We start from the raw sequence: 24,410 nt of genomic DNA on the forward strand, positions 1-24,410 counted from the left end.
CGCGCCCTTGAGCGGCTTGGAGGCCCCGAACTCCTCACGGCTGGCCATCAGACCCGGCATCTCCGTCTCCGCGATCGCAAGCTCGCGACGCCCGAAGGCCGAAAGGGAAAGGTCCTTGACGATGAAATCCTCGGCCATGATGGCACTCCTTGCTGAACCGGTTTCGAGGTCCTCTAGCACCGGACCCCCGGATCGGCAACGCAGGCCAAGCCGCCATCTTGCAAAATCGGGGCGACGCGGGCAAGTCTCCGGCAGGCTTCGGAGGTGTCTTTGAAACAAACACGCGCCTGGCAACGCATGCTTTCGGGTCGCAGGCTCGACCTGCTCGATCCGACCCCCATGGATATCGAGATCGAGGACATCGCCCATGGCCTGGCCTTCGTGGCGCGCTGGAACGGCCAGACCGAGGGCGACTTTGCCTATTCCGTGGCCGAGCATTCCTTGCTTGTGGAAGAGATTTTCACCCGGTTGGACCCGCGCGCACCGCTGAAATGGCGGCTTGCCGCGCTGTTGCACGATGCCCCGGAATACGTGATTGGCGACATGATCTCGCCGGTCAAGGCGGCGATCGGGCCGGGATACGGCGAGTTGGACGATCGGCTGCAAGCGGCGATCCATATCCGCTTCGGGCTCCCGGCCGTATTGCCGGAGACGGTCAAGAAGAAGATCAAGAAGGCGGACCGGATCAGTGCCCGGCTAGAGGCGACCCGCATCGCCGGTTTCTCGGACAGCGAGGCAACCATGCATTTCGGGCGGGTCGATCCCGGACTAGCCGAGGCCCTGCAGATCCGCCTGCGTCCGCCGCTCAAGGTGCGGGCGGATTTCACCTCCCGGCACGCCACGCTGCTGGCGCAGCTTTGAGCGCGCGGGCCAGAAGCCGCCCGCGCGCCGCGGGATCAGCCGCGCGCGCTTGCGGGACTGGTCCGGTGCGCCCTGGTCGGCGCGGTCGTGACACACCCATTGGGCTTGATGCGCTTTTCGGCGGGGCGGGGCCCGCGGCCTTGGGTCCGGCGACTGGCGGTAAACAGGCTTTCTGCAAGAATATTGAACATGGCGCGTTCCTTTCGCTGCACTGGTAGCACTGATATAGGGCCTGTAGAGGCCTCAGAAAAGTCAGGAAGATTTCAAATATGTTAGTTCAGATTTCATATGGACTGGCGTAACGTTCCCTCGCTCACAGCCTTGCGGGCCTTCGAGGCCGCGGCGCGCCTCGGCAGCTTCTCGGCCGCCGCACGTGACCTCAACGTGACCCATGCCGCCGTCGCCCAGAACGTGCGCGCGCTGGAGGCGCATTTCGACACGATCCTGATGGAGCGCCAGGGCCGCAGCATGGTCACCACCGCCGAGGGGCACCGGCTGGCCATGGCGCTGGCCGAGGCCTTCGGACTGATCGGATCGGCGACGGATGATCTGCTGGACAAGGCGGCCCAGCGGCCGCTCCGAATCGCCGTGACCCCCTCTTTCGCGGCCAACTGGCTGATGCCGCGGATCGGGGGGTTCTGGGCCGAACACCCCGATCTGGATGTCGAGATCATCCCCGGCGTCGGCCTGGTGGACCTGCGCGCCGACGGGATCGACGTGGCGATCCGGTACGGGCGCGGCGGCTGGACAGGAGTCGAGTCGCTGGCGCTGATCCCGGCGGGCCACGTCGCGGTGGCGGCCCCCGGGCATGTGCCCGTAGACACGGTCCGCGACCTGTCCGAGTTGCGCGGCACCACCTGGCTGATGGACGGACAGACCTCGGAAGAGCGGCTCTGGGTCGCCACCCATGGGATCGACCCGGACCAGGAACGGATCAAGACCTTTGCAACCGCGCAGCTTTCCCGCGAAGCCGCGCGCGCGGGCTTGGGGGTGGCGATCCTGCCGGCGCCGCTGGTCGAAGACGAGATCCGGGCCGGGCGGCTGCGGGCCCTGTTCCGCGAAACCGACAGCGCCGTGGCTTATCATGTTCTCACGCGGCCGGGCGTCGTCTCGGCCGCGCGCGATGCCTTCGTGCACTGGCTGCAACGCCAAGCCCGAGCCGCTTAAAGCACGTCACGCAAAACTGCATACCGGTCCTTGCCGTCGCGGATGCGGCTTATCAAGCGGTCAGTGCGGGCTGCGCTTGGCCAGGATGCGTTGCAGCGTACGGCGGTGCATGTTCAGCCGCCGGGCCGTCTCGCTGACATTGCGATCACAGAGTTCGTAGACCCGCTGGATATGTTCCCAGCGGACGCGATCCGCGCTCATGAGGTTGTCGGGCGGCGGCGGCAACTCGTCGCCCGTGGCCAGAAGGGCGTGGGTCACGTCCCGGGCGTCGGCGGGCTTGGACATGTAATCGGTGGCCCCCATCTTGACCGCCGCCACAGCGGTGGCGATGGCCCCGTAACCGGTGAGCACGACAATGCGACTGTCGGGCCGCTTTTCCCGCAGGACTTCGACCACGTCCAGCCCATTGCCGTCTTCCAGCCTGAGATCCACGACCGCATAGGCCGGGGGGCGGGCGGTGGCGATGGCCCGGCCGTCGGCCACGCTCTCGGCGGTCTCGACGGCGAAGCCGCGCTTTTCCATGGCCTTGGCAAGCCGCCTGAGGAATGCCTCGTCGTCATCCACGATGAGGAGTGACGGGTCGTCGCCGATCTGCGCTGGGTCCATGATTGCGGTCTCCGGTGAAATCTCTTTCATGCTGCGCAATCTAGCATGCGCCGGTGAAAACTCTAGCCTGTCGCGGCCTCGGCGAAACAGGCGATGCTGTCGGCCATCTCGTCCGGCGGGACGTCACGGCGGTAGAACTCGACGAAGCCCTCCTCGGGCAGGACCAGATAGGACATCGTGGTGTGATCCACGAGGTAATAATCGTCGTCGGTGTCTTCCTTCTGGAAGAACGTCTTGTAGGCTTGCGAGGCCGCGCGCACCTGTTCGGGCGTGCCGGTCAGGCCAAGCATCCGTTCGTGAAAGGCATCCGTGAAATCCGCCAGCCGCTCGGGCGTGTCCCGCTCGGGGTCGATCGAGATGAAGACCGGCTTCACCTCAAGTCCACGCTCGTCCAGACGCTCGATCGCCAACGCGTTGCGCATATTGTCCGTCGGGCAGATGTCGGGGCAGAAGGTGTAGCCGAAATAGATCAGGGTCGGGCCGGTGATGACGTCCTGTTCCGTGACGGTCCGTCCGGTTTCGTCCACCAACTCGAAAGGCCCGCCAATATCCGCGCCGCCGACGGTGGTCTCGCTACACTGGGCGAAGCTGTCGCCGGATCCGAACCACCTGCTCGGGTCGAAAAGCCCGGCGCTCAGGGTGCCGGCGGTCGCCACGACCGCTGCCGCACCGGTCAGCACGATGGATTTGCGCATGATAGTCCACTCCGGGCTTGACTACTGTGTATCTAGGCATCGGTTATCCCCCATCAACCGGCACAAGGACATCGTGGCACAATGGCGCAGCCTGCAGCAGAGACCTTCATGACCGATCAGCGCAGCAACTGGGTGCGGCTTCGTACTCTGGTGATCCTGCGCTGGGTCGCCGTCATCGGACAGATCGCCGCCGTCGTTGTGGCCCTGTATGTCTTTCACCTTCGGTTGGAGACCGGGTTGATCGCCATGACCATCGGGGCCGCCGTTCTGGCCAATATCTTCTCGACGTTCCTCTATCCCGAGAACCGCCGCCTGAGCGAGGGCGAAGGCGTGATGATGATGGGATTCGACCTGCTGCAACTGGGGGTCTTGCTTTACCTGACCGGCGGGCTGAGCAATCCTTTCTCGTTGCTCATCCTCGCGCCGGTGACGATCGCGGCCAACGTCCTGCCCGCGCGCAGCACGATCGTGCTTGGCGTGGTCGCCATCGGCATCATCAGCGTGCTGACACAATGGCATGTGAAGCTGCTGACCGCGACGGGCTTTCCACTGGAACTGCCGCAGCTTTTCGTCTTCGGGTTCTGGGTGGCGCTGGTCACCGGCATCGTCTTCATCGGACTTTATGCAAGGCAGGTCACGCAGGAGATCATGTCGATGAGCGAAGCCCTGGCCGCAACCCAGATGGCGCTGGCCCGCGAACAGAAACTGACCGACCTGGGCGGCGTGGTCGCCGCCGCCGCGCATGAACTGGGCACACCCCTGGCCACCATCAAGCTGGTGAGCAGCGAGCTGATCGACGAACTGGAGGACGGCTCGGAGCTGCGCGAGGATGCCATCCTGATCCGCGACCAGGCAGATCGGTGCCGCGACATCATGCGCTCGATGGGCCGGGCCGGAAAGGATGACAAGCACCTGCAACACGCACCCTTCGAGACCGTGATCCGCGAGGCCGCCGAACCCCACATGGAACGGGGCAAGCCGGTCGCGGTGCAACTTTCGGCCGAGACGGACGCGACCGACCAGCCCGTCATCCGTCGTCAGCCCGAGATCATCCACGGCATCCGCAACCTGGTCCAGAACGCGGTGGATTTCAGCGACGCCAGCGTTCGGATCGAACTGAGCTGGTCGGAGGACAGCCTGGGCGTGCGCATCATGGACGATGGGGCCGGATTTTCCGCGTCCGTGCTCAGCCGGATCGGCGACCCCTTCGTGCGGCGGCGGCGCTGGGCGTTGCTCGACGACACCCGCCCTGGGTACGAGGGGATGGGCCTTGGGCTGTTCATCGCCAAGACGCTGCTGGAACGCTCGGGGGCCAGCCTGACCTTTGCCAATGGCGGCGCCCGGATGCTGGCCAACCGCTCGGGCGGCGCGGTGGTCAACGTCACTTGGCCGGCCGAGAAGATTCGCGCCGCATCGCAGACCACGCAGCCCCTGGGCGCGAACGAGCCGCTCACCTGAAAAACACGCTTAACGGTGAATTAGTCCGGTGGTGGTCATTATTCCCTTAAACCCTTGTATATAGGCTGTCTGACATGATGTAGTGTGGGAAATTGTGTGGGAAATTTGCTATGCCACAGCACCTCTACCGACGACCGAACAGTCCCAACTGGTGGTTTGAGTTGAAGATACCAGCGGACGTTCAGGCCAAGTTAGGCAAGAAGCGCGTCAGACGGACCACGAAGACGGACAGTCTGAAGAAGGCTACGCGGCTGGCAAGCGTCTGGGCCGATGACATCTGGACCGAGGTCGAGAAAGCAAGGAACCCAGACTGGGACTACCACCAAATCAAGGCAGGTATACGCGACTTCCAAAGCCAAGGGCTGTCGCCTGATGAGATAGACGACATCGCGCTTGAGGTGCTGGGCGATGACAACCAGAAATATGATGCTTACGAGAGGGCCTCGAACAAGGTTGTCGTCCTGAAAGACCACCTCGAACTCTACCTGAAGTGGTGTGAAGACAAGGGCAACAGCGTCAATACCATAGACGCCAAGCGCGTCATGCTGAACCAGTTCTGTAGCAGGTTCCGTCTGCTTGAGGACGTGACCGAATACGAGGTCATGCGCTGGGCATCCGAACGGAACGTGACTGGGGCGACCCAACAGTCTATGCGGGCCTTTGCTAAAGACTTCTTCAAGTATCTGGGGCAGCAGGTCCTGTTCAAGAAGCTGGATGCAGGGGTGCTTGATGGCATCAAAACCAAGTTGTCCAGAACCAAGCACAAGGACGTCATCAGCGGACAACTGTTCCGAGAAGTGCTGGCAGAGTCGAGTTACCGCGATGGTGTCCTGCTACTGGGCTACACGGGCAGACGGTCGATAGCGGTGGCGAACCTCACCTGTTCAGACATCATCGTTGTGGATGGCATTCCATGCTTCAAGTTCAGGATTGATAAGAGGATGCGACCGGAAACCCACAAACCGCAAGTGGTCCCGATACACCCGCAACTCATCCCAGTGGTGGACAGGCTTAAAGGGAACAGTGCCGATGGCTACCTACTGCCCATCAACAGCCAGACCATCGAAGGCAGGTCCAATTCTCTACAAGAAAGGATAAGGGCTTCGGGCAAAGTCACTGGGCACCAGTTCAGGACCTCCATCATCACGATGCTGCACAACTCAAAAGCGGGGTTGCCAGAGAAGGCAATTCGGTCTGTGGTGGGGCATAGCGTCGGTGATGACGCACACATGAAAAGCTACATGGCGGGCTTGAGGCCAGAGGCCCTGCTACCCACTGTGGAGGCTATCAACTGGGACAACTGGGACTGGACCTGAAAGGAGCTGTCATGAAGACCAAGGCACTGCCGATGGTAGCGGCTGGGGCGTTTTTGGCAGGTTGCCTTGAGAGTGAAAAGGCGTGTTACGAAAGGCTTTCAGAGGATTTTTTAGGCGAAGTAGAGTTCGCGCAGAATGGATGTTTAGAGTCTGGTCTTCTAGACCGGGACACTTGTTTGGAAGCTGGCATGACAGCCTTGGAGTCTGACGCAAAGATTTACCTTATCTGGCAAGATGACGACCAGTCTGCCTGCGACTACATCAGCGATGGGGTAAACCTTAGGCGAAAGTGATTTTCTTGACTTGGTTTCTGGGGTGGGCATCCACCAACCATTTAAGACTGTTCGCTCGCACGAGCCTTTACCGGGGTTGACCGGTGGCGCTGGGCGCATCACGCTACCGAAAAGCAACTGGTGAGGCTCAGATGGCCGAATGTCGAAACTGTGGCGTGCCCCTTGGCTTTTTCGGCGGCAACAATGGTTTCTGCCAAGACTGCCACCTGAAAAGCCTCAAAGCAGAGCGAACCGGTGATCCCAACGTGATGAACGAGGGTCTCGAAGAAAGACAAGAGCAAAGTGCAGAGGTTGAAGCCATTCTGCTCACCACTGAGACGTATCCAGAAGGTTTGTCGATCACCAAGCGCATCGAGGTTGTCACGGCTGAGTGTGCCTTCGGAATGAACATCTTCAAAGACCTGTTTGCCGGTGTCAGGAACGTGGTTGGTGGCCGCTCTGAGGCGGTACAGAAGACGCTTAGGGATACTCGGCGGACTGCCCTCTACGAATTGAAGAAGGAAGCCTATGAAGTAGGTGCCAACGCTGTAGTGGGGATTGACCTTGATTATGTCGAACTGAGTGCCGCAGGCAATATGGTGCTGCTGGTGGCTAGTGGGACTGCTGTGAGAATTGAGGAATGAAACGCTACAAAGATACTCTTGAAATTGGCCTGACTCGACATGACCGCAAGAGATGGTCATATAACGGTGGTTCCATTGATGTGGTTGAACAAGCAACGCTGGACTCTTTGAAAGATCACGGCTGGTCCGGCTATTTCACTGAGCGATTTAACTACTTTGCGTTGTGTTGTTTGGTGCTCGGTTGGCCAGATGCTCCTTCGAAAACGCAGAAAGCACTTTCAGCTCACAGAAGAAAGCAGCGAGAAACCTTTTGGTATGGGGTCCAAGCTTTGATGGCTGGCGGACGTGATGGTTTCCTGCCGATGCACGATTATTCCTATGACCAAATATATGCGAACATTTCCACCAGTACCGAGCAAGAATTTGTAGACAAGCTTGATGCTTTGATATCCACTAATATCAAATCGTTTGAAATTGGGAAGCTCAGCTCCAGAGAAGTTGTGGCGTCAGATATTGACCGTCAGAACGTGATTAGCTTTTTTAAAGTTGTAGGACTGAATGGCATCTTAGGTTATATTGACCAGCATTACCCAAAAGAAAAAATACTAGCTATGCGCCGCCTGGATGACTTCGATAATGAATTCTGGGACAGAGGCTGGGGTTCATTCCATATTTCATCTGGTAGGGTAAAAGACGATTTCATTAAGAATGTCAAATCCGAAGCTGTAGACAGGAAAATCGGGATGGAGACTTTGTTTGGCCCTGCCTTCCATTTTGCGGGTGGGTTTCAAGATAACATCAAAAATACAAGATATTTTTCTGACTACGTAAGGTGCTCAGCAACAAGAGACCGAATACTTAGGGAGTGCGACTTTGCCGAGATGTGGCGAGGTAGACTTGTTGAACAACGCAAGACAACAACCCTAGACCTTCAGTTGTGGGATGATAAAGGCTTGGCATATGCTGAGGTTAAGGCCCCAAACGACAGGCTTTCGCCTGCGCAAAAGGCAACCTTGGCCGAACTTGCCAGTAATGGGGAGCGGGCAATGTTGATAAACGTTTCTGAGAATTGATATATCCGAACGTCTATAATGCTATTTTGTGGAATGGACCCTGATGCATTAGATCAGCTCAAAGCTATCGGTGGGTGATCATGAAGGATGAAGCAGAAGAGCTGAAACGCTTGAACCAAAAAATTTCCCCCTATGAGGGGAACTGGAATGGCCAAGCGACCACAAAGTCTGAGCGAGAAAGAATGCTCCGAGCGCAATCTCGAAAGAGAAGACAGCTCAGGCGGCATGAAGCTGATCAACACCTCTGGCTGATAAAGCTGATTTTTGTTGTTGTCGCTTTTGCAACGATGCTGGCGGTAGGACTTGGGTGAGATCAATAACCTGAAAATCAGAACTTAGCTTTCATTAGAGCAAACCTGCTCAAAGTGGCGTTCTATAGAGCTGGGAGCCAAAATCATATTGTCGGGTGTAGGTGGCAAAACGAGCGAGATGCACTGCTAGATTGTATAATTCTGGGGGTCCCAACGGCTTTAAGGCGCCGCAACTTGATGAGCATTGCTTACTCAAACACGTCCGTTGGAACTAGCCATTCAGTATCCGGTGAACTGACATACGGCTGATGCCCATCTGTGCTGCAATCTTGTAGGTGCTGAGGCCCTCATCCCGAAGCTGGTGGACCTGATCCCGGTCGATCCGCTTCTTGCCGCCCTTGAACTTACCAGCTGCCTTCGCCTTGGCGATCCCCTCTGCCTGTCTCTTCTTGATGATGTTCCTCTCGAACTCAGCAAACGCACCCATCATCTGAAGCTGTAGTTTGGCAAGGGCGTCGTCTGCATCGGCACTGAAGGTCAGGCGCTCGGACAGGAAGGTGATGGCTACACCCTTATCAATGAGAGTGCTGATAATGTCCTGAAGGTCGCGCAGGTCTCGGGCCATACGGTCAATGGAGTAAACCACTACACTGTCACCCTCTCGGGCATAGTCGATCATTGCTTGTAGGGCTGGCCTATCCTTGGCGGACTTACCGGACAGCTTCTCCTCGAACACCTTGTCCAGTTCACCCAAGTCTTGACGATCAAGGTTCTGACCTTCCGAACTGACGCGACGGTAGCCGATGGTTGCCATGATATTATCTCCTCAGTGTAGCAGGTGGTAACAACTGGCCTTAGACTACACCGATTCTAGTAACATCTACAACCAAAATAGGTCTAATGTGACCGTAAACTGGTAACAGGATAGTAGCACTGGCAGGGTAAACTTGGATGTAACTACCTAGCCAGATGATGCGACACCAGCGGGTAGAGGTGTTACATTACTAAGGGAAAAGGACAGGTGCCCTTGACCGACTGTCTAAACTGATCCTCCGGGTTGCTGAGGCTGCCCACATGGGAACATTGCTGGTCCCCGGATAGGAAAATGAGGCTACACGCGAAAGCCCTCAGCCGTGGCCATGGTCCGGGCAGGACTACGTCTCCGGAGGCACCGTACGAAATCTTCCGTTGGCAAGTAGCTGGTCCCGGGCTTGTAGTCAGATCAGGTTATGGGTAGAACATACCAAGAACACCGATGTAGGATAAGATGCCCAAAGGTCGTGTAGAGCGCCTGATACCCAAGCGATACCAGACTATCGGTGATATGATACGTGGTGGGGTGAAGGTTCGCGCCCATTGCTCAACGTGTGACCTGACGCTGGTAGTAGACTTGGACCTCCTACGATCCCACTACGGCGAAGACTTCACCTTGATCGGCAGGCGGGGAAAATGCCGTAGGCTGGACTGTGAAGGCTCAACGGTCTTTCTTGCGTCCGGTCATGGCAGATACGAACCGCTTTGATGTTGTATGGAGGTCCGACAAAAAGCTTACTGAGTGATGCTTAAACAAACACCTTTTGTTATACTCTCCCGAGCAACGTAGTTGTCCCACTCATGCACCGTTGTAACACCAATTGAATGGACAAGTAGATCGCCAGTGGAACACAGGTTCTCATCAAGCATCATGCCATTTTTGTTCTTAACGCTTATCGCCATTACAGGTGCGCCCATGCCACCAGCAGCAGTTGATGCCTGTGCAGTGTCGATCCAGACAGCTTGGCGACCACCATCTACTGCGACGCGCGGAAATCGTGAGCCTTTGGGGTAAGACGAACCCATAAAGCGGAAATTTTTATCAGCTTTCATGAACACAATGTCATCAGTTTCTTGGAGGCTGGTGTACTCTTCGCATCCTGAGACCAACATAAGAGCGCACGAAACAACAGGAAATAAAACTCTTATCACGCTATTGACCTCCACCTTTGACCGCGTGTGACAACTAACATAGGCAAGATGCCCCGCCTACCCCTCAGTTTGCAGGTCAGGCTCTTGGTTCGATACTAGGATAGGGGTAAAGGTGCCGGGCGATCCTACAACGGCTGAGAGGCCCCAGTTTGTGGACTATCTGGGCGGTCCTCACTATCGCACCCTAGTACCGATTGACGTACCCGACCCGCAGCAAGGCAAGACTATTTTGCTATCGCCAAGCAGAAGGTCCAATAATACAATATATTGTTATAGCCTATCTACCGTAACTATATGTAGATTCTTGGGGAAGCTTAAAAGGGTGTTAAGTGCCTGCCATGCTACAATATCAGATGGTCATGGGTTGAGGCGTATCGCTCTCGATGCTTGTCTGTAGCGTGCCTGACTGGAGGTCCAATGGGTCAGCAATCTATTGATGAGGTGCTCGAAGAGATGTTCGCTCCAGAACGGGCGAAGGCTTTCGTATTGCGGCACTTACAGCCAGGCAACGAGGCTACAGAAGCGGCCATTGAGGCGCTTAGAATTGAACTTGGACTTGATAACCGCGACAATATAAAAAGGGCGCTGTGTGGCTTCCTGTGGGCCTGTCAGACGCTACATCTACGCAACTCGGACCTGTTGTCCTTTCCCGCGTCGAAGCCGACCTACTCTGCTGATGGTGGCGGCTACCAAGCCTTCATGTCTGTAAGGGCGAAACTACTTGAGCACGGCTACATCAAACAAGAGCGTAAGGCGGCAGCAGATCACGGTAGGGCAGCAATCTATCTGCTAATGAAAAAACCAGACCTGTCCGGGTTTGATTTTCGAGAGCAGCCCTCAAGCAAAGCTAGTCTTGTTGAGATTAAAAGGCACAAAGACAAATATGGCGAAGGTTTCGACACAAAGCCGTTGAGCCGACAAGATGCTGAGCAATATTTTGGGAACGAGCGCATCCACCAAGAAGAAGCCAAGGTCGAGCATATCCTTGAGTATCTGCGAGATCATCCGCTCAGGGTGGGCAACACGACTTACCGACACCTAAAGCGAGTATTCAACAAAGAGAGCCTTGGCCACGGTGGGCGGCTTTATGGCAGCTATTCCAACCTCCCCAAGTCGTGGCGGGCCACAACCACAATAGATGACCAGCCTATCGTTCAAGTAGACATCAAGGCCAGCTACCTGTCAGTTCGCGCTGGGCTGTCGGGCTACAGCTTTGAGGAGGGAACAGACCCTTATCAGATTATTCCTTGGGTCAATCCTCAAGATGAACGAACGCGAGACCTAGCCAAGGTACTCGTGTCAGCTTTAATTTCGATGGGCGGTGACAAGGATCGGTTTCCCAGTGGATGTAAGGCTGAGTATAGCGACATCATCAAACCACATCAGACCATCAAGCACTTCAAGGACCCAATCCACGAGGTGTTTCCGTTCCTACTGGAATATATGGATGGTTTGGAGGTCGCGTTCCAAGAATCTGAAATGATGATGGCAGTGCTCAATAAGTGTATCGAGGAAGACCTACCAGCTTGGCCCTTACATGACTGTATCTTTGTAAGACATGGTGATGCGGGCAAGGCTGTTGAGATAATAAAGTCAGAGTTCAGCTACTTGCTAGGCTTCAGACCTACAGTCACCACTAAAGACCATAAAGGTAAGGAGGAAATAATATAAAAGAATAATTGAATATCTTGAGCTTCCCTCTTTAGGCTAAAGCGGAGGGGTAAGAGTCCGACTTTTGACCGGATTACTAACTGTCACAGCCCAGTTCTTCCTTGGTCTCTCGGAACTCTTCCAGCGTTTGCTCTTGTTGTTCTTGCCAGTAATCCTCAGGAAGTTTGTTGCTACTGCGGATTATCTCCAGTTGGTCCAGTATAGCTTCAAGTTCTTGCTCAGTGGCCGTAACGCTGGCACCAGCCCCACGGTCCCGATCTTCGGGCAGCCCGATATCCAGAAACAGGTCACTACAGACAGGGTTGGTTAGGGCCGCTCGTTCATCTTCCAGTAGCCAAGCGTCGCACTGTGCAACGGTCTGCCTGATGGCATTCGATCTTTTCGCTTGCTCTGTAGCTTCAAGGGCTGGCAGCGTCATGCCCAGCGCGATGTATTCGTCGATCAATTCGCACCGACGCGCTGCAACTTCGGCCCTGTAAGCCTGACGCCTTTCTGCTTCTGCTTCTTCCGCCACCTCTTCTTTCAAAGCTTCTGCTTCGAGTTGTTGCTTGCGCTCAGCGTACGCCGTCGCTGATAGAAAGCCTTCCCCGTATAAGAATTTTATCGGTTCTTCCGAAATTTTCGAAAGGCACTGCTCCCCACGCTCAATTACTTCATCCTGACCGATATACTTGCGACTTCTTAAGTCAGATAACGCGACTGACACGTCTTGCCGGTCTGGATTCTGCCCCGCCTGTTCGCACGTTTCGATCAGGTCGAACAATGTCTGAGCAGTGCTTGGCCCGGCCCATACCGACATGACAACCAGCGCCAAGGCGATAGAAGGTTGCTTTACTGAAACCATGGCAGAGCATCCTTGTTGCTTCATTCCTATCATCACTCACGCCGCAACTCTACCTATCGAAGAAGTCAAGCGACGCATTCAATCATCGCCCAGAGTTCGGCGAAGCATTTCGTTCTTTCTCTCATCAATCGCTTCGAGGATCAGCTCCCGATTTTTCAGGCTTGTATAGTAACCCTCAACACTGCCAAAGATACCTTCAAAAATGCTTTTTGCGTCATCATTGATTTCACAGCCATTCTCAACCCTTGACTCATATGAGGTCTCTGTAAGGCTTATTCTCAGCGTTCGTCCACTTCGTACGAATGGCAGAAGTTCACGCTCATAAAAAGAGACAAATTCGTCATATTCTTTGTAGTTCCAGCCCTCGCAGATAGCGTAGGATGAGAGATAATTTAGAAGAGCATTCTCTTCAGTATTTCTGATTTGTTCGATCTGAGGCCTATCTGGAAAAATTCGTTCCAAAAAATCTATCTCTGCCATTATATCGCTGCTGTTAGCGTCTTGTATGTCCGCAATCACTATAGTTGGAGAGCAGGTCAGCCCCAAGGCCACCAAAATTACAGGTAAAAGTTTCATCGTCCTTGCTGTCCGTGTTGCCTTAGCCTATCATCTGAAGTTGATCGAACACGATACTGGTCACAAGATCAATCCCACTGGACCAAGACACCTGAATCAGTCACAGAGCGTCTGTGCGCTTCATACAGAGCCTCTAGGGCTTTTTACGGACAAAGGGCACAAAACCGCCAGAGCCTCTGTGTGTGGCTGTGTGATGATTGGATGATTTAGTGTAGGCTATAACTCGCTCGGAAAAGCTCAGCTTGTAGTACCTCTAAGGTCTTTCCTACTCCATAGGTCTGACTCTTGGACGCTTGGGACTGTTGGCTTCGCCCTTTGGTGTGTAGTTCATCCTGTTGGGTGGGGGCCTACCAGCTTCGAGTGTGGGAAATTGTGTGGGAAAATCAGTGACAGAACCCCACTTAAGCATATGTTTTTTCATGTTTTTGTAGTTAACGCTCTTAACGGTGAATTAACCAATCCCATCGACCTTCGGCCCGTCATCGCCGAAGGAGCCTGCCATGTCCCTGCCCGACGCATTCCAAGCGTTCCTTGCCGCGGGGATCGGTGTGATCTTCGCGGCCCTGTTGTTCGTTTGGTGGACCCGCGCAACCGCCGCGCCCGCGGTCGCGGCCCGGCGCCTGCTGGCCGACAGCGCGGGCAAAACCGCGCTCATCTTCGCTGGGGACCGGTTGGTCGATGCCACGCCCGAGGGGCGGGCTCTCCTGCGCCAGGCCCGCGAGGGCAGCACGGACTGGGACAGGCTCGTTTCCGCGCTGGCCCCACGGTTTCCCGATCTGCGCCGCCAATGCGCCGATCTGGCCATGACGGGCCGCGAATCCATCGCTGCCGACAACGACCCCGATACGCTTGTCGAGGCCACCTATCTTGACGGTGTCGTGCGATTGGAATTGCGCGCAGGGGCGGCCCGGACCGACCCGGCCGAACGCCTGATCGTTGCGGCGATGGAGCAGGAACTGACCCTGTTGCGCAACATCGGGGACAACGCCCCGCAACTGATCTGGCAATGCGATCGCGACGGCCAGGTGACCTGGGCCAACCGCGCCTATCTGGATCTGGCCGACCGGGCCTTTCCGGCCGAAGGCGACACGACCCTGACCTGGCCGCCGCCAGACCTGTTCTCGGACCCGCCCCTGCCGGAGGACTCCGCCCCCGTCGTTGAACACAACTGGCTGTCCTCGGCTGGCACGATCGCCCCGCGGTGCTACGTCATCACAAGCGTGCACCGTGATCCGGGCACCATGCACTACGCGGTCGACATCACCGAGTTGGTCGAGGCGCGCGAAGACCAGAAGACGTTCGTCCAGACCCTGACCAAGACCTTCGCGCAACTGTCCGTGGGCATGGCCATCTTCGATCGCGCGCGCCGCCTGACCCTGTTCAACCCGGCGCTGACCGACATGCTGGGCCTACCGACGGATTTCCTGGTCTCGCGCCCACACATCGGCCCCTTCCTCGACCGCCTGCGCGAGGCGCGGATGATCCCCGAGCCCAAGGACTACGCCGCCTGGCGCGCCAAGGTCGAGGCTGTCGAGGCCGCCGCCGACGACGACCGCTACCAGGAGGCCTGGACCCTGCCCAATGGCCAGACCTATCGCGTCACCGGTCGGCCACACCCCGACGGAGCGCTTGCCTTCCTGTTCGAGGACATCTCGGAGGAACTGTCGCTGACTCGCCGGTTCCGGGCCCAGATCGAGATGGGCCAGGAAATCCTCGATTCGATGGAAGAGGCCGCCGTGGCCTTCAGCGCCACCGGCGAGGTGGTCATGTCCAACCGCGCCTATCGCCTGCTGTGGGGCAGCGAAGGGCACCTGGGGCTGGGGGGTGCCCACGCTGTCGGACGAACTCGCTGTCTGGCGCAACAGAACGGCGCCAACACCGGTTTGGCATCGTATCACCACCGCACCCACTCCTTGCGAGGACACCGTGACGCTGCAAGACGGACGCCGCTTTGCGCTGCGTTGCTCCGCCCTCTCGACCGGGCACCGCTTGATCCTGTTCACGGCCCTGGATCCTGCCCCGGCCGCGCCCGCGCAGGACCCAGTGGCACAGACGGGTTAGGGCTTGTCGCGGCCGGCAAGACCCGTAGTCTGGCCCAATGGCAGCGACCGATCACCACCTTTTTCTGGCCTGCGAGGCCGACACCAACCGTCTCGGACGGACGCTCGCCCCGCTGTTGCAGCCCGGCGATGCGCTGTTGCTGTGGGGCGAAATTGGGGCGGGCAAGTCTGCCCTTGCCCGCAGCATTATTCGCGCGCTCTGCGGCCCGGATACCGAGGTGCCATCGCCGACCTATACCCTTGTGCAGACCTACCCCTCACCGAAGGGGGAAATCTGGCACAGCGATCTCTACCGGCTGGGGGACGCCGAGGAGGCGCTGGAACTGGGCCTGCACGACGCCTTCGACAGGGCCATATGCCTGGTCGAATGGCCCGACAGGCTGGGCCCGGACCTACCAGATGACGCGCTGCACATCCAACTTGCGGCTGGGCCGGCGGGCCACAGTGCCCGCCTGTCCCTGACCCCGGACTGGTCCGGCAGGTTGGCCGGTGTCCTGTGACCGTGCCGTGGCCGCCGGGACCGGATTGTCCGCTTTCGCGCGAGGGTCTGGACGAATCAGGTCGTCGCGGTAACGCGCCCAAGCGATACGGAGACCCACAGCATGACTGACCCCAGGCTCTTTGCCGTCCCGCCAGGCTGCGATTTTGGTCGCAGGTTCCTGGAAGGTCTGGACCGGCGGTTCGGCCACCTGCCGCCCGAGGACTTTGCCCGTATCGAAATCCTGGTGAACACGCGGCGCACCCAAAGGCGCCTGCGCGACCTGTTCGATCAGGGTCCGGCGCGTCTTCTGCCGCGGCTGCGCCTGATTACGGACCTCGGGAAGGACCCGGCGGTTCAGGACCTGCCCTTGCCGATCTCGCCACTACGCCGCCAGCTTGACCTGTCCAACCTGGTGGGCAAGCTGTTACAGCAGGACCCGACGCTGGCCCCGCGCGAAAGCCGCTTCGCCCTGGCTGAAAGCCTCGGTGCGCTCTTCTCAGAGATGCACGGGGAAGGCATCGACCCCGCGCGCATAACGGAACTGGATGTCGAGGACGAGTCCGGCCACTGGAAACGCGCCCTGCGCTTCATCACGCTGGTCCAGCACTATTTCGAGCACAGCCACCCCGACCCCGACCCCGAGGCCCGCCAACGCATGGTTGTCGAATGGCTGGCCCAGCGCTGGCAGCACAGCCCGCCTGACCATCCGGTCATCGTGGCAGGATCGACGGGATCACGCGGGACAACCGCCCAGCTGATCCGGGCGGTTTGCAGCCTACCCGACGGCCACGTTGTCCTGCCCGGGGTCGATCAGCACATGCCCGCTATCGCCTGGGACCGGATGACCGCCGAGACCGGGGGCGAGGATCACCCGCAGTTCCGCTTCAAGGCGCTTTGCCAGATGCTGGAGATGCACCCGCAGGATATTCCGCTCTGGATCGAGACCGATACACCTGAAAACGGCCGGTCCGAGCTGGTCTCACTGGCCCTGCGCCCAGCGCCGGTGACAGACCAGTGGATCAGCGACGGCCCCGCCCTGCCCGACCTGGCCACGGCAACGGGCGGGCTCACCCTGCTGGAAGCGCCAAGCCCAAGGGCCGAGGCGGGCGCCATAGCCCTCAGGATGCGTATGGCGGTGGCCGAGGGCCGGACGGTCGCGCTCGTCACCCCTGACCGGCTCCTGGCGCGGCAGGTCACATCGGCCATGGAACGCTGGGAGATCCTGCCCGACGACAGTGCGGGCACGCCGCTGCACCTCACGCCTCCGGGCCGGTTCCTGCGCCACACGGCGGGGCTTCTGGCGCGCCGATTGACGCCCGAAGCCCTGCTGACGCTGCTCAAGCATCCGCTTTGCCATTCCGGCGCACGGGGTCAGCACGGGCTTTGCACGACGGCTCTGGAACTGCACCTGCGGCGCAACGGTCCGGCCTTTCCGACTGGCGAGGACCTGCTGGCCTGGGCGGATCGTGGAGACGCGTCCGATCCGGGGCGGCAGCGCTGGGCCGGCTGGCTGGCCGGGCAGCTGCCAGCGCACAGGCCTGATGAAAACCGCCCGCTCGTCGACTGGATCGCCCGGCATCGCGCGCTGTCCGAAAGGCTGGCCGCAGGGCCGGATGACACCGAGGCCGGCGCACTTTGGGAAAAGGCCGCCGGCCGTGAAGCCCTGCGGATGATGACAGACCTGGCCGAGCACGCGCCCGTCGCCGGAGAGATGACGGCGGCGGACTACGAGACCCTGATCCACCAATATCTGGCGGGCGGTGAGGTTCGTGACCACGAGGCAACCCACCCGGATGTTCTGATCTGGGGCACGCTCGAAGCCAGGGTCCAGAGCGCCGATGTGGTCATCCTCGGTGGGCTGAACGAGGGCACCTGGCCTGCGCCCCCGGCGCCCGACCCTTGGCTCAACCGCACCATGCGACGCCAGGCCGGGCTGCTTCTGCCCGAGCGCCGGATCGGGCTTTCGGCCCATGATTTTCAGATCGCCGTCACCGCACCCGACGTCGTGATCAGCCGCGCCGTGCGCGACACCGAGGCCGAAACCGTGGCAAGCCGCTGGGTCAACCGACTGTTGAACCTTCTTGGCGGGCTGACCGAAACCGGCGGGCCCGAGGCCGTCGCCGAAATGCGCGCCCGCGGTGATGTGCTCTTGCGCGCCGCTGTCGGGCTGGAAACACCGCCCGGCGAGATCGCGCCGGCGCCACGCCCCTCGCCGCGCCCCCCGGCGGCGGCCCGTCCTCGAAAGCTGTCCGTCACGCAGATCAAGACCCTGATCCGCGACCCCTATGCCATCTACGCGCGGCACGTTCTGGGCCTCAAGCCGCTCGATCCGCTGGTCCAGTCTCCCGATGCGGCGCTGCGTGGCAATATCATCCATGACATACTCGAAGCCTTCCTGCCGCTGTGCCCGGATCCGGCAACCCCCGCGGCACGGGATCGGCTTCTTGAAGTAGCCGAAGAGGTTCTGACCCGCGACTGCCCCTGGCCCTCGGTCCAGCGCCTCTGGCTGGCACGGGTCGATCGTTTTGCGGGCGCCTTTCTTGCAGGCGAGGTCACAAGACAGGCCCGCGCCGCACCGGGGCCGCTGGAAAAAGCCGGCTCAGTGACGCTCGACCTTGTCGATTTCACCCTGACGGCCAAGGCCGACCGCCTCGACGTGACCGAGGATGGCGCCGTCTGGCTTTATGACTACAAGTCGGGCACCGCCCCGCAGAAGAAAGCGCAGGCGCTTTATGACAAGCAGTTGATCCTCGAGGCCGCTATGGTCGAACGCGGCGGGTTCGACGCGGTGGGCCAGGCCCCCGTGGCCGGGGCAGAATATCTGCAACTGTCCGGCGACGTGAAATCCGTTGCCGCCCGGATGGACGCGGAAGAGGGCGACTTCTGGCACCGTTTCACGACACTGATGTACCGCTGGGCGCAGGACGACCTGGGCTATACCGCGCGGCGGTCGAACATGACGGCCGCGGATAGCGGCACCTACGACCACCTGGCACGCTACGGCGAATGGGACGAGACACAGGATGTCAATCCAGAGGACCGGCCATGACCATGGATGACGCAACCCGCGCGCAGGTGGACGCCGCCGATCCCCATGCCTCGACCTGGCTTGCCGCCAATGCGGGGTCGGGAAAGACCCGCGTGCTGACCGACCGCGTGGCACGGTTGTTGCTGGTTGGCACCGATCCGCAGAACATCCTGTGCCTGACCTACACCAAGGCGGCGGCGTCCGAGATGCAGAACCGCCTGTTCCGCAGGCTGGGCGCCTGGGCAATGATGCCCGAAGCGAGGTTGCGGGAGGCCCTCGCAGAGCTTGGTATCACCGATGCAACCGACACCGCGTTTCTGGCCCGCGCGCGCAGGCTGTTTGCCGCGGCCATCGAGACACCGGGCGGGCTGAAGATCCAGACGATCCATTCGTTCTGCGCGGGCATCCTGCGCCGCTTTCCGGTGGAGGCCGGGGTCAGCCCCCAGTTCCGCGAAATGGAGGACCACGAGACCGACCTGCTGCGCAACGACATCCTCGAAGCCATGGCCGAAGATCGCGACAAGCCGCTGGTCGACGCGCTCGCGCGGCAGTTCACCGGTGCGGAGATCGCGAAGCTGCTGAAGGAGATCACCGGGCAGATCGGGAGATTTCCGGCCAAACCGGACGCCGAGACGACAAGTGCGGCGCTCGGCGTTGCCGCCGACCTGACGGTGTCCGACCTGGTCGCCCGGACCTTCACCGCGGATGACAAGGCGCTTTTGACCCGCTGGGTCGATATCCTGACACCGGGTGGCGCAACCGAGGCCAAGGCCGCCGCCCGCCTGGCAGGGATCAGCCCCGGCGATTCCTTCGATGCGGACGACCTGGAGATCCTGGAGAGCGTGTTCCTTTTCGGGTCGGGCGCCAAGGCGCACACCGCCAAGATCGACGCTTTCCCGAACAAGGGCACGCGCGAGGCGCATCCCGGGCTGTGCGCGGCGCTCAATGACCTCATGGCACGCACCGAGGATATGCGCGCGACGCGGCTGCGCTGCGATGTGCGGGACAGGACAATGGTGCTGCACCGCTTCGCCATTGCCTTTGGGGCGCGCTACACCGCCGAAAAGCAGCGCCGCGGGCTTCTGGACTTCGACGATCTGATCCACAAGACCCGCGCATTGCTGACCGATCCGGCGGTGGCGCAATGGGTGCTGTTCCGGCTGGATGGCGGGATCGATCATATCCTGGTGGACGAGGCGCAGGACACCTCGCCCGCGCAGTGGGAGGTCATCGACCTGCTGACCCAGGAATTCACCAGCGGCGAGGGCGCCCGAGCCGACCGCGACCGCACGGTCTTTGTGGTGGGCGACCGCAAGCAGTCTATCTATTCCTTCCAGGGGGCCGATCCGGACCATTTCGGCACGAAAAGAGACGAATTCAGCACCGGACTGGCCAATGTCGGCAAGGAGCTGCGGCCGCGCGAGCTGCTGTATTCCTTCCGGTCTTCGGCGGCGATCCTGTCTCTGGTGGACCAGGTTTTCACGGGTGAAAACGCCGATGGCGTCGACACTGGCCTGACGCACCTGCCCTTTCATACCGACCAGCCGGGGCGCGTCGATCTATGGCCGGCGCTTGAGAAGGTCGAACAGCCGCAGCCGGACTGGGACGACCCGGCCGACCACCCCGCCGAAAGCCATCACGAGATCGAACTGGCCCGACGGATCGCCGCCGAGATCAGGCGCATGATCCGCGAAGAGACGCTGACGGTGCGCGAGACCGGCACCTGGGTTCGACGGCCCATCACCGCAGGGGATGTTCTGATTCTCGTGCGGCGACGCAGCAGCCTCTTCACCGAGATCATCGCCGCCTGCAAGGCCGCGGGGCTGGAGATTGCCGGGGCCGATCGTCTGCACCTGGGTGATGACCTGGGCGTGCGCGATATCCTGTCCTGCCTGCGGTTCCTGGCCCTGCCCGAGGATGATCTGTCGCTGGCCGAAGCCCTCAAATCGCCGATCTTCGGCTGGGGCGAGGAGGATCTCTATGCCCTCGCGCAGGGCCGCCCGCCGGGCCAATCCCTGTGGGAAGCGCTCCGGGGGCGCGAGGCGGATTTCCCCGATACGCTGTCGGTGCTGCACGATCTGCGCGACAAGGCCGAGTTCCTGCGCCCCTACGATCTGATCAACCGCATCCTGCTGCGCCATGACGGGCGCCGGCAGATGATCGCGCGGCTGGGGCACCAGGCCGAAGACGGGATTGATGCGCTTCTGGCGCAATCATTGGCTTTCGAGCGGTCTGACGTGCCCAGCCTGACCGGTTTTCTCGCCTGGTTCGATGCCGAGGATATCCAGATCAAGCGGCAGATGGATGCTGCGGGGGACCGGATCAGGGTCATGACGGTGCATGGTGCCAAGGGGCTGGAGGCCCCGATCGTGATCCTTCCCGATACCACTGACCGCACGCCCGGCCCCAAGCAGGAAATCCTGACCACCGGCGCCGTGCCCGTCTGGAAACCGCGCAAGGAGGCCGATCCGCCAGAGGTTGCCGAGATGCGCGCCGAGGCCGTCGCGGCGGAAACGCGGGAGTTCCGGCGATTGCTCTATGTGGCTCTGACACGGGCGGAAAGCTGGCTGATCGTGGCCGGAGCGGGCCGGATCACCGACAGTGGCGAAAACTGGTATCACATGGTGCGCGACGGGCTGGGTCATCTTGGTGCGGTGGACATGGACAGCCCGGCCGCCGGGCCGATCCGCCGCTTCGAAGTCGGCGACTGGACCACTGCGCCGCTACGGACGCAAAAGTCCGAAGACCATGACCCTGCCGCACTGGTCATGCCGGAAGGGACCGTGCCAGCGCCAGATCCGGCCGAGCGGACCGTCGCCCCCTCGGAGCTTGGCGGCACCAAGGCCCTGCCCGGAGAAATCGACGAGGACGACAGCGAGGCCGCAAAGGCCCGCGGCCGCATCATCCATACATTGTCCGAGGTGCTCCCCGGTGTGGACCGGTCCGACCGCGCGCAGTTCGCCCAGGCCCTTGTGGCACGTCACCCCGACCGGGGCCTTGTCCCCGAGGCCGCACACCTTGTCGACGACGTTCTGGCGCTGCTCGACGATCCCGGGCTCGCCGCGATCTTTGACACCGGCCTGGCAGAGGTGGACATCACCGCGACGCTGCCCGCGCTTGACGAGCGCCGCATTCACGGCGCGATCGACCGGATGCTGGTCACGGAAACCGAGGTGCTGGCGGTCGATCTGAAATCGAACCGGATCGTCCCCGACCGGGCCGAGCAGGTGCCCGTGGGCCTGCGCCGGCAGATGGCCGCCTATCGTGATGCACTGGTGCAGGTCTACAAGGACAGGCCGGTGCGCACCGCGTTGCTGTGGACCCGGACCGGCACCCTGATGACATTGCCCGACGAGATGCTGACACGCGCCCTCGCCGAGGTGGGCACATCTTGACGGCCCGCGCCGGCGTCCATACGTTCCAATTCCGAAATATTCTCAAGCCCAGGAGATCCCAATGGCTACCGTTGCTGTCACCGACGATACATTCGATGCCGAAGTCCGTCAGTCCGATGTCCCCGTCGTGGTGGACTTCTGGGCGGAATGGTGCGGCCCCTGCAAACAGATCGGCCCCGCGCTGGAGGAGCTGTCCGAGGAGATGGCCGGCAAGATCAAGGTCGCCAAGGTCGACGTGGACCAGAACCCGATGTCGCCCGGCCAGATGGGCGTGCGCGGCATTCCCGCCCTGTTCATCTTCAAGGATGGCGAAGTCGTCTCGAACAAGGCCGGCGCGGCCCCCAAGGCCGCCCTTCAAAGCTGGATCGAAGACAGCATCTGATCCGACGCCACGCAGGATTGGCGAAGGGCGCCCCGCGGGGCGCCCTTTTTCGTTGCGGGCTTGAGTCCCGCAGCCCCGGGGGCCATATCGGGGCGACGATTGAAAGGACGCAAAATGGCGGAACAGGATTTTCCCGGCTGGCACGGCACGACGATCGTGGCGGTGCGCAAGGGCGGAAAGGTGGTGATCGCGGGCGACGGGCAGGTCACGCTTGGCCAGACCGTGATCAAGGGCACCGCGCGCAAGGTGCGCCGGATCAGCCCCGGCGGACACGAGGTGATCTGCGGCTTTGCCGGGTCCACCGCCGATGCCTTTACCCTGCTCGAGCGGCTGGAAAAGAAACTGGAGTCGACCCCCGGGCAGCTGCAGCGCGCGGCCGTGGAGCTGGCCAAGGACTGGCGCACCGACAAATACCTGCAGAAACTCGAGGCCTTCCTGATCGTCAGCGACGGCAAGGATCTTTACGTGATCACCGGCGCGGGCGACGTGCTGGAACCCGAACATGACGTCACCGCCATCGGATCGGGCGGCAACTACGCGCTGGCCGCCGGGCGCGCCCTGATGGACAGCGACATGGGGGCCGAGGACATCGCCCGCCGGGCCATGGCCATCGCCGCGGATATCTGTGTCTACACGAATGGCAACCTGACCGTGGAAACGGCCGACGGATGATCGAGCGCGACGACCTTCGCGCGGGTGTTGCGGCCGGAATCGTGACCGAACGGCAGGCCGCCGCGCTGGCCGCACTGGCCGACAGCCGCCGTGGCGCGCGCGAGGGGCTGTCACCGGGCGACGAGCCCTTCGAGCTGTTCAAGGGCTTCAACGAGATCTTCATCGTGATCGGCCTGCTGATCCTGGCCGCGGGCTGGATCGGCATGAACGCCGTCACCATGGCCACCGAGATCGTGAACTATCGCACCCAGGTGATCACCATGGCTGTTGTGGGTGCGGCGGTGCTCTGGCTGCTGTCGGAATACTTCATTCGCCGTCGTCGCATGGTCGCGCCGGCCATCGCCTTGTCGGTCCTGTTTGCAGGCAATGCGGCCGCCGGGTTTGTTGCCGGGTTCGCGCAGCCCTTCATGGTCGCGCAACAGGACTTTTCGAGCCTGCCCTGGCCCTTCGTGTTGACCACGTTGGCGCTTGCGGTCTTCTGGCTGCGGTTCCGGGTGCCCTTCGCCATGGCCATGATCGCGGTGGGGCTTTTCGTGGTGGCGATGCTGCTGGCGGCGACCTCTGCCGGGTCGCCGGACAGTGTCGAGGACCTTTTCCTTCTCTCGGCCGGCGGGCCCTTCGCCTGGATCACGCTTGTTCTGGGGTTGCTGGTGTTCATTGCCGCCATGTGGTTCGACATGAGCGACCCGCATCGTGTGACCCGCCGGTCGGCCAACGGGTTCTGGTTGCATCTCGTGGCCGCGCCTGCGCTGGTCAATACCCTCGCCCTCAGCCTTCTGGAACAAGAGGGATCGACCCTGTTGCTGCTGATCGTGCTGGCATTCTTCGCGCTGGTGGCCATTGTGATCGACCGGCGATCTTTCCTGATTGCAGCGATCGGCTATGTTGTGACGCTGTCGTTCACCGTTCTGGGCGAGGACAGCACCGCCACGACCACCGTCGCCCTGGGCGCTGTTCTTCTGTTGCTGGGTGCCTTCTGGGAGGCGATCCGCGCACGACTGCTGCGACTGATGCCCTTCCTGCCACTTGACCGGCTGCCGCCCTCAACCTGAT

General features: G+C 60.5%; 22 protein-coding genes and 1 pseudogene. 16 read left to right on the top strand and 7 right to left on the bottom strand.

The genetic code is table 11. From position 1 onward, the window contains the following. A partial coding sequence (locus tag ACH107_RS02310) for an adenosylhomocysteinase (RefSeq protein ID WP_412504532.1) occupies positions 1–138 on the bottom strand: 138 nt, incomplete at its 3' end. Between the two features lie 159 nt (positions 139–297). Between ACH107_RS02310 and ACH107_RS02315 the strand changes: the two genes are divergently transcribed. Beyond that, entirely contained in the window at positions 298–861 is a 564-nt protein-coding gene (locus ACH107_RS02315) for an HD domain-containing protein (protein ID WP_412504533.1), read from the top strand. 288 nt (positions 862–1,149) lie between these two features. Next, the gene (locus tag ACH107_RS02320) at positions 1,150–2,028 is read left to right on the top strand and encodes a LysR family transcriptional regulator (RefSeq protein WP_310690867.1); all 879 of its coding nucleotides are present in this window, start codon (positions 1,150–1,152) and stop codon (positions 2,026–2,028) included. Positions 2,029–2,088: 60 nt separating this feature from the next. Here the strand turns inward: ACH107_RS02320 and ACH107_RS02325 are convergent, their stop codons facing one another. Together ACH107_RS02325 and ACH107_RS02330 are read right to left on the bottom strand one after the other, a co-directional pair. Beyond that, complete coding sequence (locus tag ACH107_RS02325) at positions 2,089–2,634, bottom strand: ActR/PrrA/RegA family redox response regulator transcription factor (RefSeq protein WP_412504489.1); 546 nt, start codon at positions 2,632–2,634, stop codon at positions 2,089–2,091. 62 nt (positions 2,635–2,696) lie between these two features. Beyond that, positions 2,697–3,329 (bottom strand): SCO family protein, encoded by a 633-nt coding sequence (locus ACH107_RS02330; RefSeq protein WP_310690868.1) that lies wholly within the window; start codon positions 3,327–3,329, stop codon positions 2,697–2,699. Positions 3,330–3,410: 81 nt separating this feature from the next. Here ACH107_RS02330 and regB point away from each other — a divergent pair, with 81 nt between their 5' ends. From regB to ACH107_RS02360, 6 genes are all read left to right on the top strand, one after another. Next, the gene (gene regB / locus ACH107_RS02335; protein ID WP_412504490.1) at positions 3,411–4,787 is read left to right on the top strand and encodes a sensor histidine kinase RegB; all 1,377 of its coding nucleotides are present in this window, start codon (positions 3,411–3,413) and stop codon (positions 4,785–4,787) included. A gap of 110 nt (positions 4,788–4,897) precedes the next feature. Next, on the top strand, positions 4,898–6,103 hold the full coding sequence (locus ACH107_RS02340) for a DUF6538 domain-containing protein (protein ID WP_412504491.1): 1,206 nt from the start codon (positions 4,898–4,900) through the stop codon (positions 6,101–6,103). 11 nt (positions 6,104–6,114) lie between these two features. Beyond that, positions 6,115–6,396: a hypothetical protein gene (locus ACH107_RS02345; RefSeq protein WP_412504492.1), complete on the top strand. Its 282-nt coding sequence runs from the start codon at positions 6,115–6,117 to the stop codon at positions 6,394–6,396. Positions 6,397–6,644: 248 nt separating this feature from the next. Beyond that, a complete protein-coding gene (locus ACH107_RS02350) occupies positions 6,645–7,019 on the top strand; it encodes a YbjQ family protein (protein WP_412504534.1) in 375 nt (124 codons plus the stop codon). Then, on the top strand, positions 7,016–8,032 hold the full coding sequence (locus ACH107_RS02355; RefSeq protein WP_412504493.1) for a VRR-NUC domain-containing protein: 1,017 nt from the start codon (positions 7,016–7,018) through the stop codon (positions 8,030–8,032). The genes ACH107_RS02350 and ACH107_RS02355 overlap by 4 nt, the downstream gene beginning before the upstream one ends. Positions 8,033–8,112: 80 nt before the next feature. Next, a complete protein-coding gene (locus ACH107_RS02360) occupies positions 8,113–8,343 on the top strand; it encodes a hypothetical protein (RefSeq protein WP_412504494.1) in 231 nt (76 codons plus the stop codon). Between the two features lie 211 nt (positions 8,344–8,554). Here ACH107_RS02360 and ACH107_RS02365 read toward each other — a convergent pair whose 3' ends face one another. Then, on the bottom strand, positions 8,555–9,097 hold the full coding sequence (locus ACH107_RS02365; protein ID WP_412504495.1) for a recombinase family protein: 543 nt from the start codon (positions 9,095–9,097) through the stop codon (positions 8,555–8,557). Between the two features lie 734 nt (positions 9,098–9,831). Then, positions 9,832–10,149, bottom strand: coding sequence for a hypothetical protein (locus ACH107_RS02370; RefSeq protein ID WP_412504496.1), 318 nt, complete (start codon positions 10,147–10,149; stop codon positions 9,832–9,834). A 516-nt stretch (positions 10,150–10,665) separates the two neighbouring features. Between ACH107_RS02370 and ACH107_RS02375 the strand changes: the two genes are divergently transcribed. Next, a complete protein-coding gene (locus tag ACH107_RS02375) occupies positions 10,666–11,919 on the top strand; it encodes a hypothetical protein (protein WP_412504497.1) in 1,254 nt (417 codons plus the stop codon). A 76-nt stretch (positions 11,920–11,995) separates the two neighbouring features. Here the strand turns inward: ACH107_RS02375 and ACH107_RS02380 are convergent, their stop codons facing one another. After that, complete coding sequence (locus tag ACH107_RS02380) at positions 11,996–12,763, bottom strand: hypothetical protein (RefSeq protein ID WP_412504498.1); 768 nt, start codon at positions 12,761–12,763, stop codon at positions 11,996–11,998. A 78-nt stretch (positions 12,764–12,841) separates the two neighbouring features. Then, complete coding sequence (locus tag ACH107_RS02385; protein WP_412504499.1) at positions 12,842–13,339, bottom strand: hypothetical protein; 498 nt, start codon at positions 13,337–13,339, stop codon at positions 12,842–12,844. Between the two features lie 944 nt (positions 13,340–14,283). On the opposite strand from ACH107_RS02385, the pseudogene ACH107_RS02390 reads away from it, so the two are divergent. The 7 genes and pseudogenes from ACH107_RS02390 to ACH107_RS02420 form a co-directional block, all read left to right on the top strand. Continuing rightward, positions 14,284–14,988: pseudogene (locus ACH107_RS02390) on the top strand (PAS-domain containing protein); the annotation flags it as partial. A 449-nt stretch (positions 14,989–15,437) separates the two neighbouring features. After that, a complete protein-coding gene (gene tsaE, locus ACH107_RS02395) occupies positions 15,438–15,899 on the top strand; it encodes a tRNA (adenosine(37)-N6)-threonylcarbamoyltransferase complex ATPase subunit type 1 TsaE (RefSeq protein WP_310690871.1) in 462 nt (153 codons plus the stop codon). Positions 15,900–16,001: 102 nt separating this feature from the next. Further along, the gene (gene addB, locus ACH107_RS02400; RefSeq protein WP_412504500.1) at positions 16,002–18,929 is read left to right on the top strand and encodes a double-strand break repair protein AddB; all 2,928 of its coding nucleotides are present in this window, start codon (positions 16,002–16,004) and stop codon (positions 18,927–18,929) included. Beyond that, positions 18,926–22,303, top strand: coding sequence for a double-strand break repair helicase AddA (addA, locus tag ACH107_RS02405; RefSeq protein WP_412504501.1), 3,378 nt, complete (start codon positions 18,926–18,928; stop codon positions 22,301–22,303). Before addB ends, addA begins: the two co-directional genes overlap by 4 nt. A gap of 61 nt (positions 22,304–22,364) precedes the next feature. Beyond that, entirely contained in the window at positions 22,365–22,685 is a 321-nt protein-coding gene (trxA, locus tag ACH107_RS02410) for a thioredoxin (protein WP_412504502.1), read from the top strand. 114 nt (positions 22,686–22,799) lie between these two features. Beyond that, positions 22,800–23,357, top strand: a complete 558-nt coding sequence (gene hslV, locus ACH107_RS02415; protein ID WP_310690875.1) for an ATP-dependent protease subunit HslV — start codon at positions 22,800–22,802, stop codon at positions 23,355–23,357. Further along, complete coding sequence (locus ACH107_RS02420) at positions 23,354–24,409, top strand: hypothetical protein (RefSeq protein ID WP_412504503.1); 1,056 nt, start codon at positions 23,354–23,356, stop codon at positions 24,407–24,409. Before hslV ends, ACH107_RS02420 begins: the two co-directional genes overlap by 4 nt. Position 24,410: the final 1 nt, after the last annotated feature.

The sequence above is a fragment of the Roseovarius halophilus (ex Wu et al. 2025) genome (genome assembly GCF_047086965.1).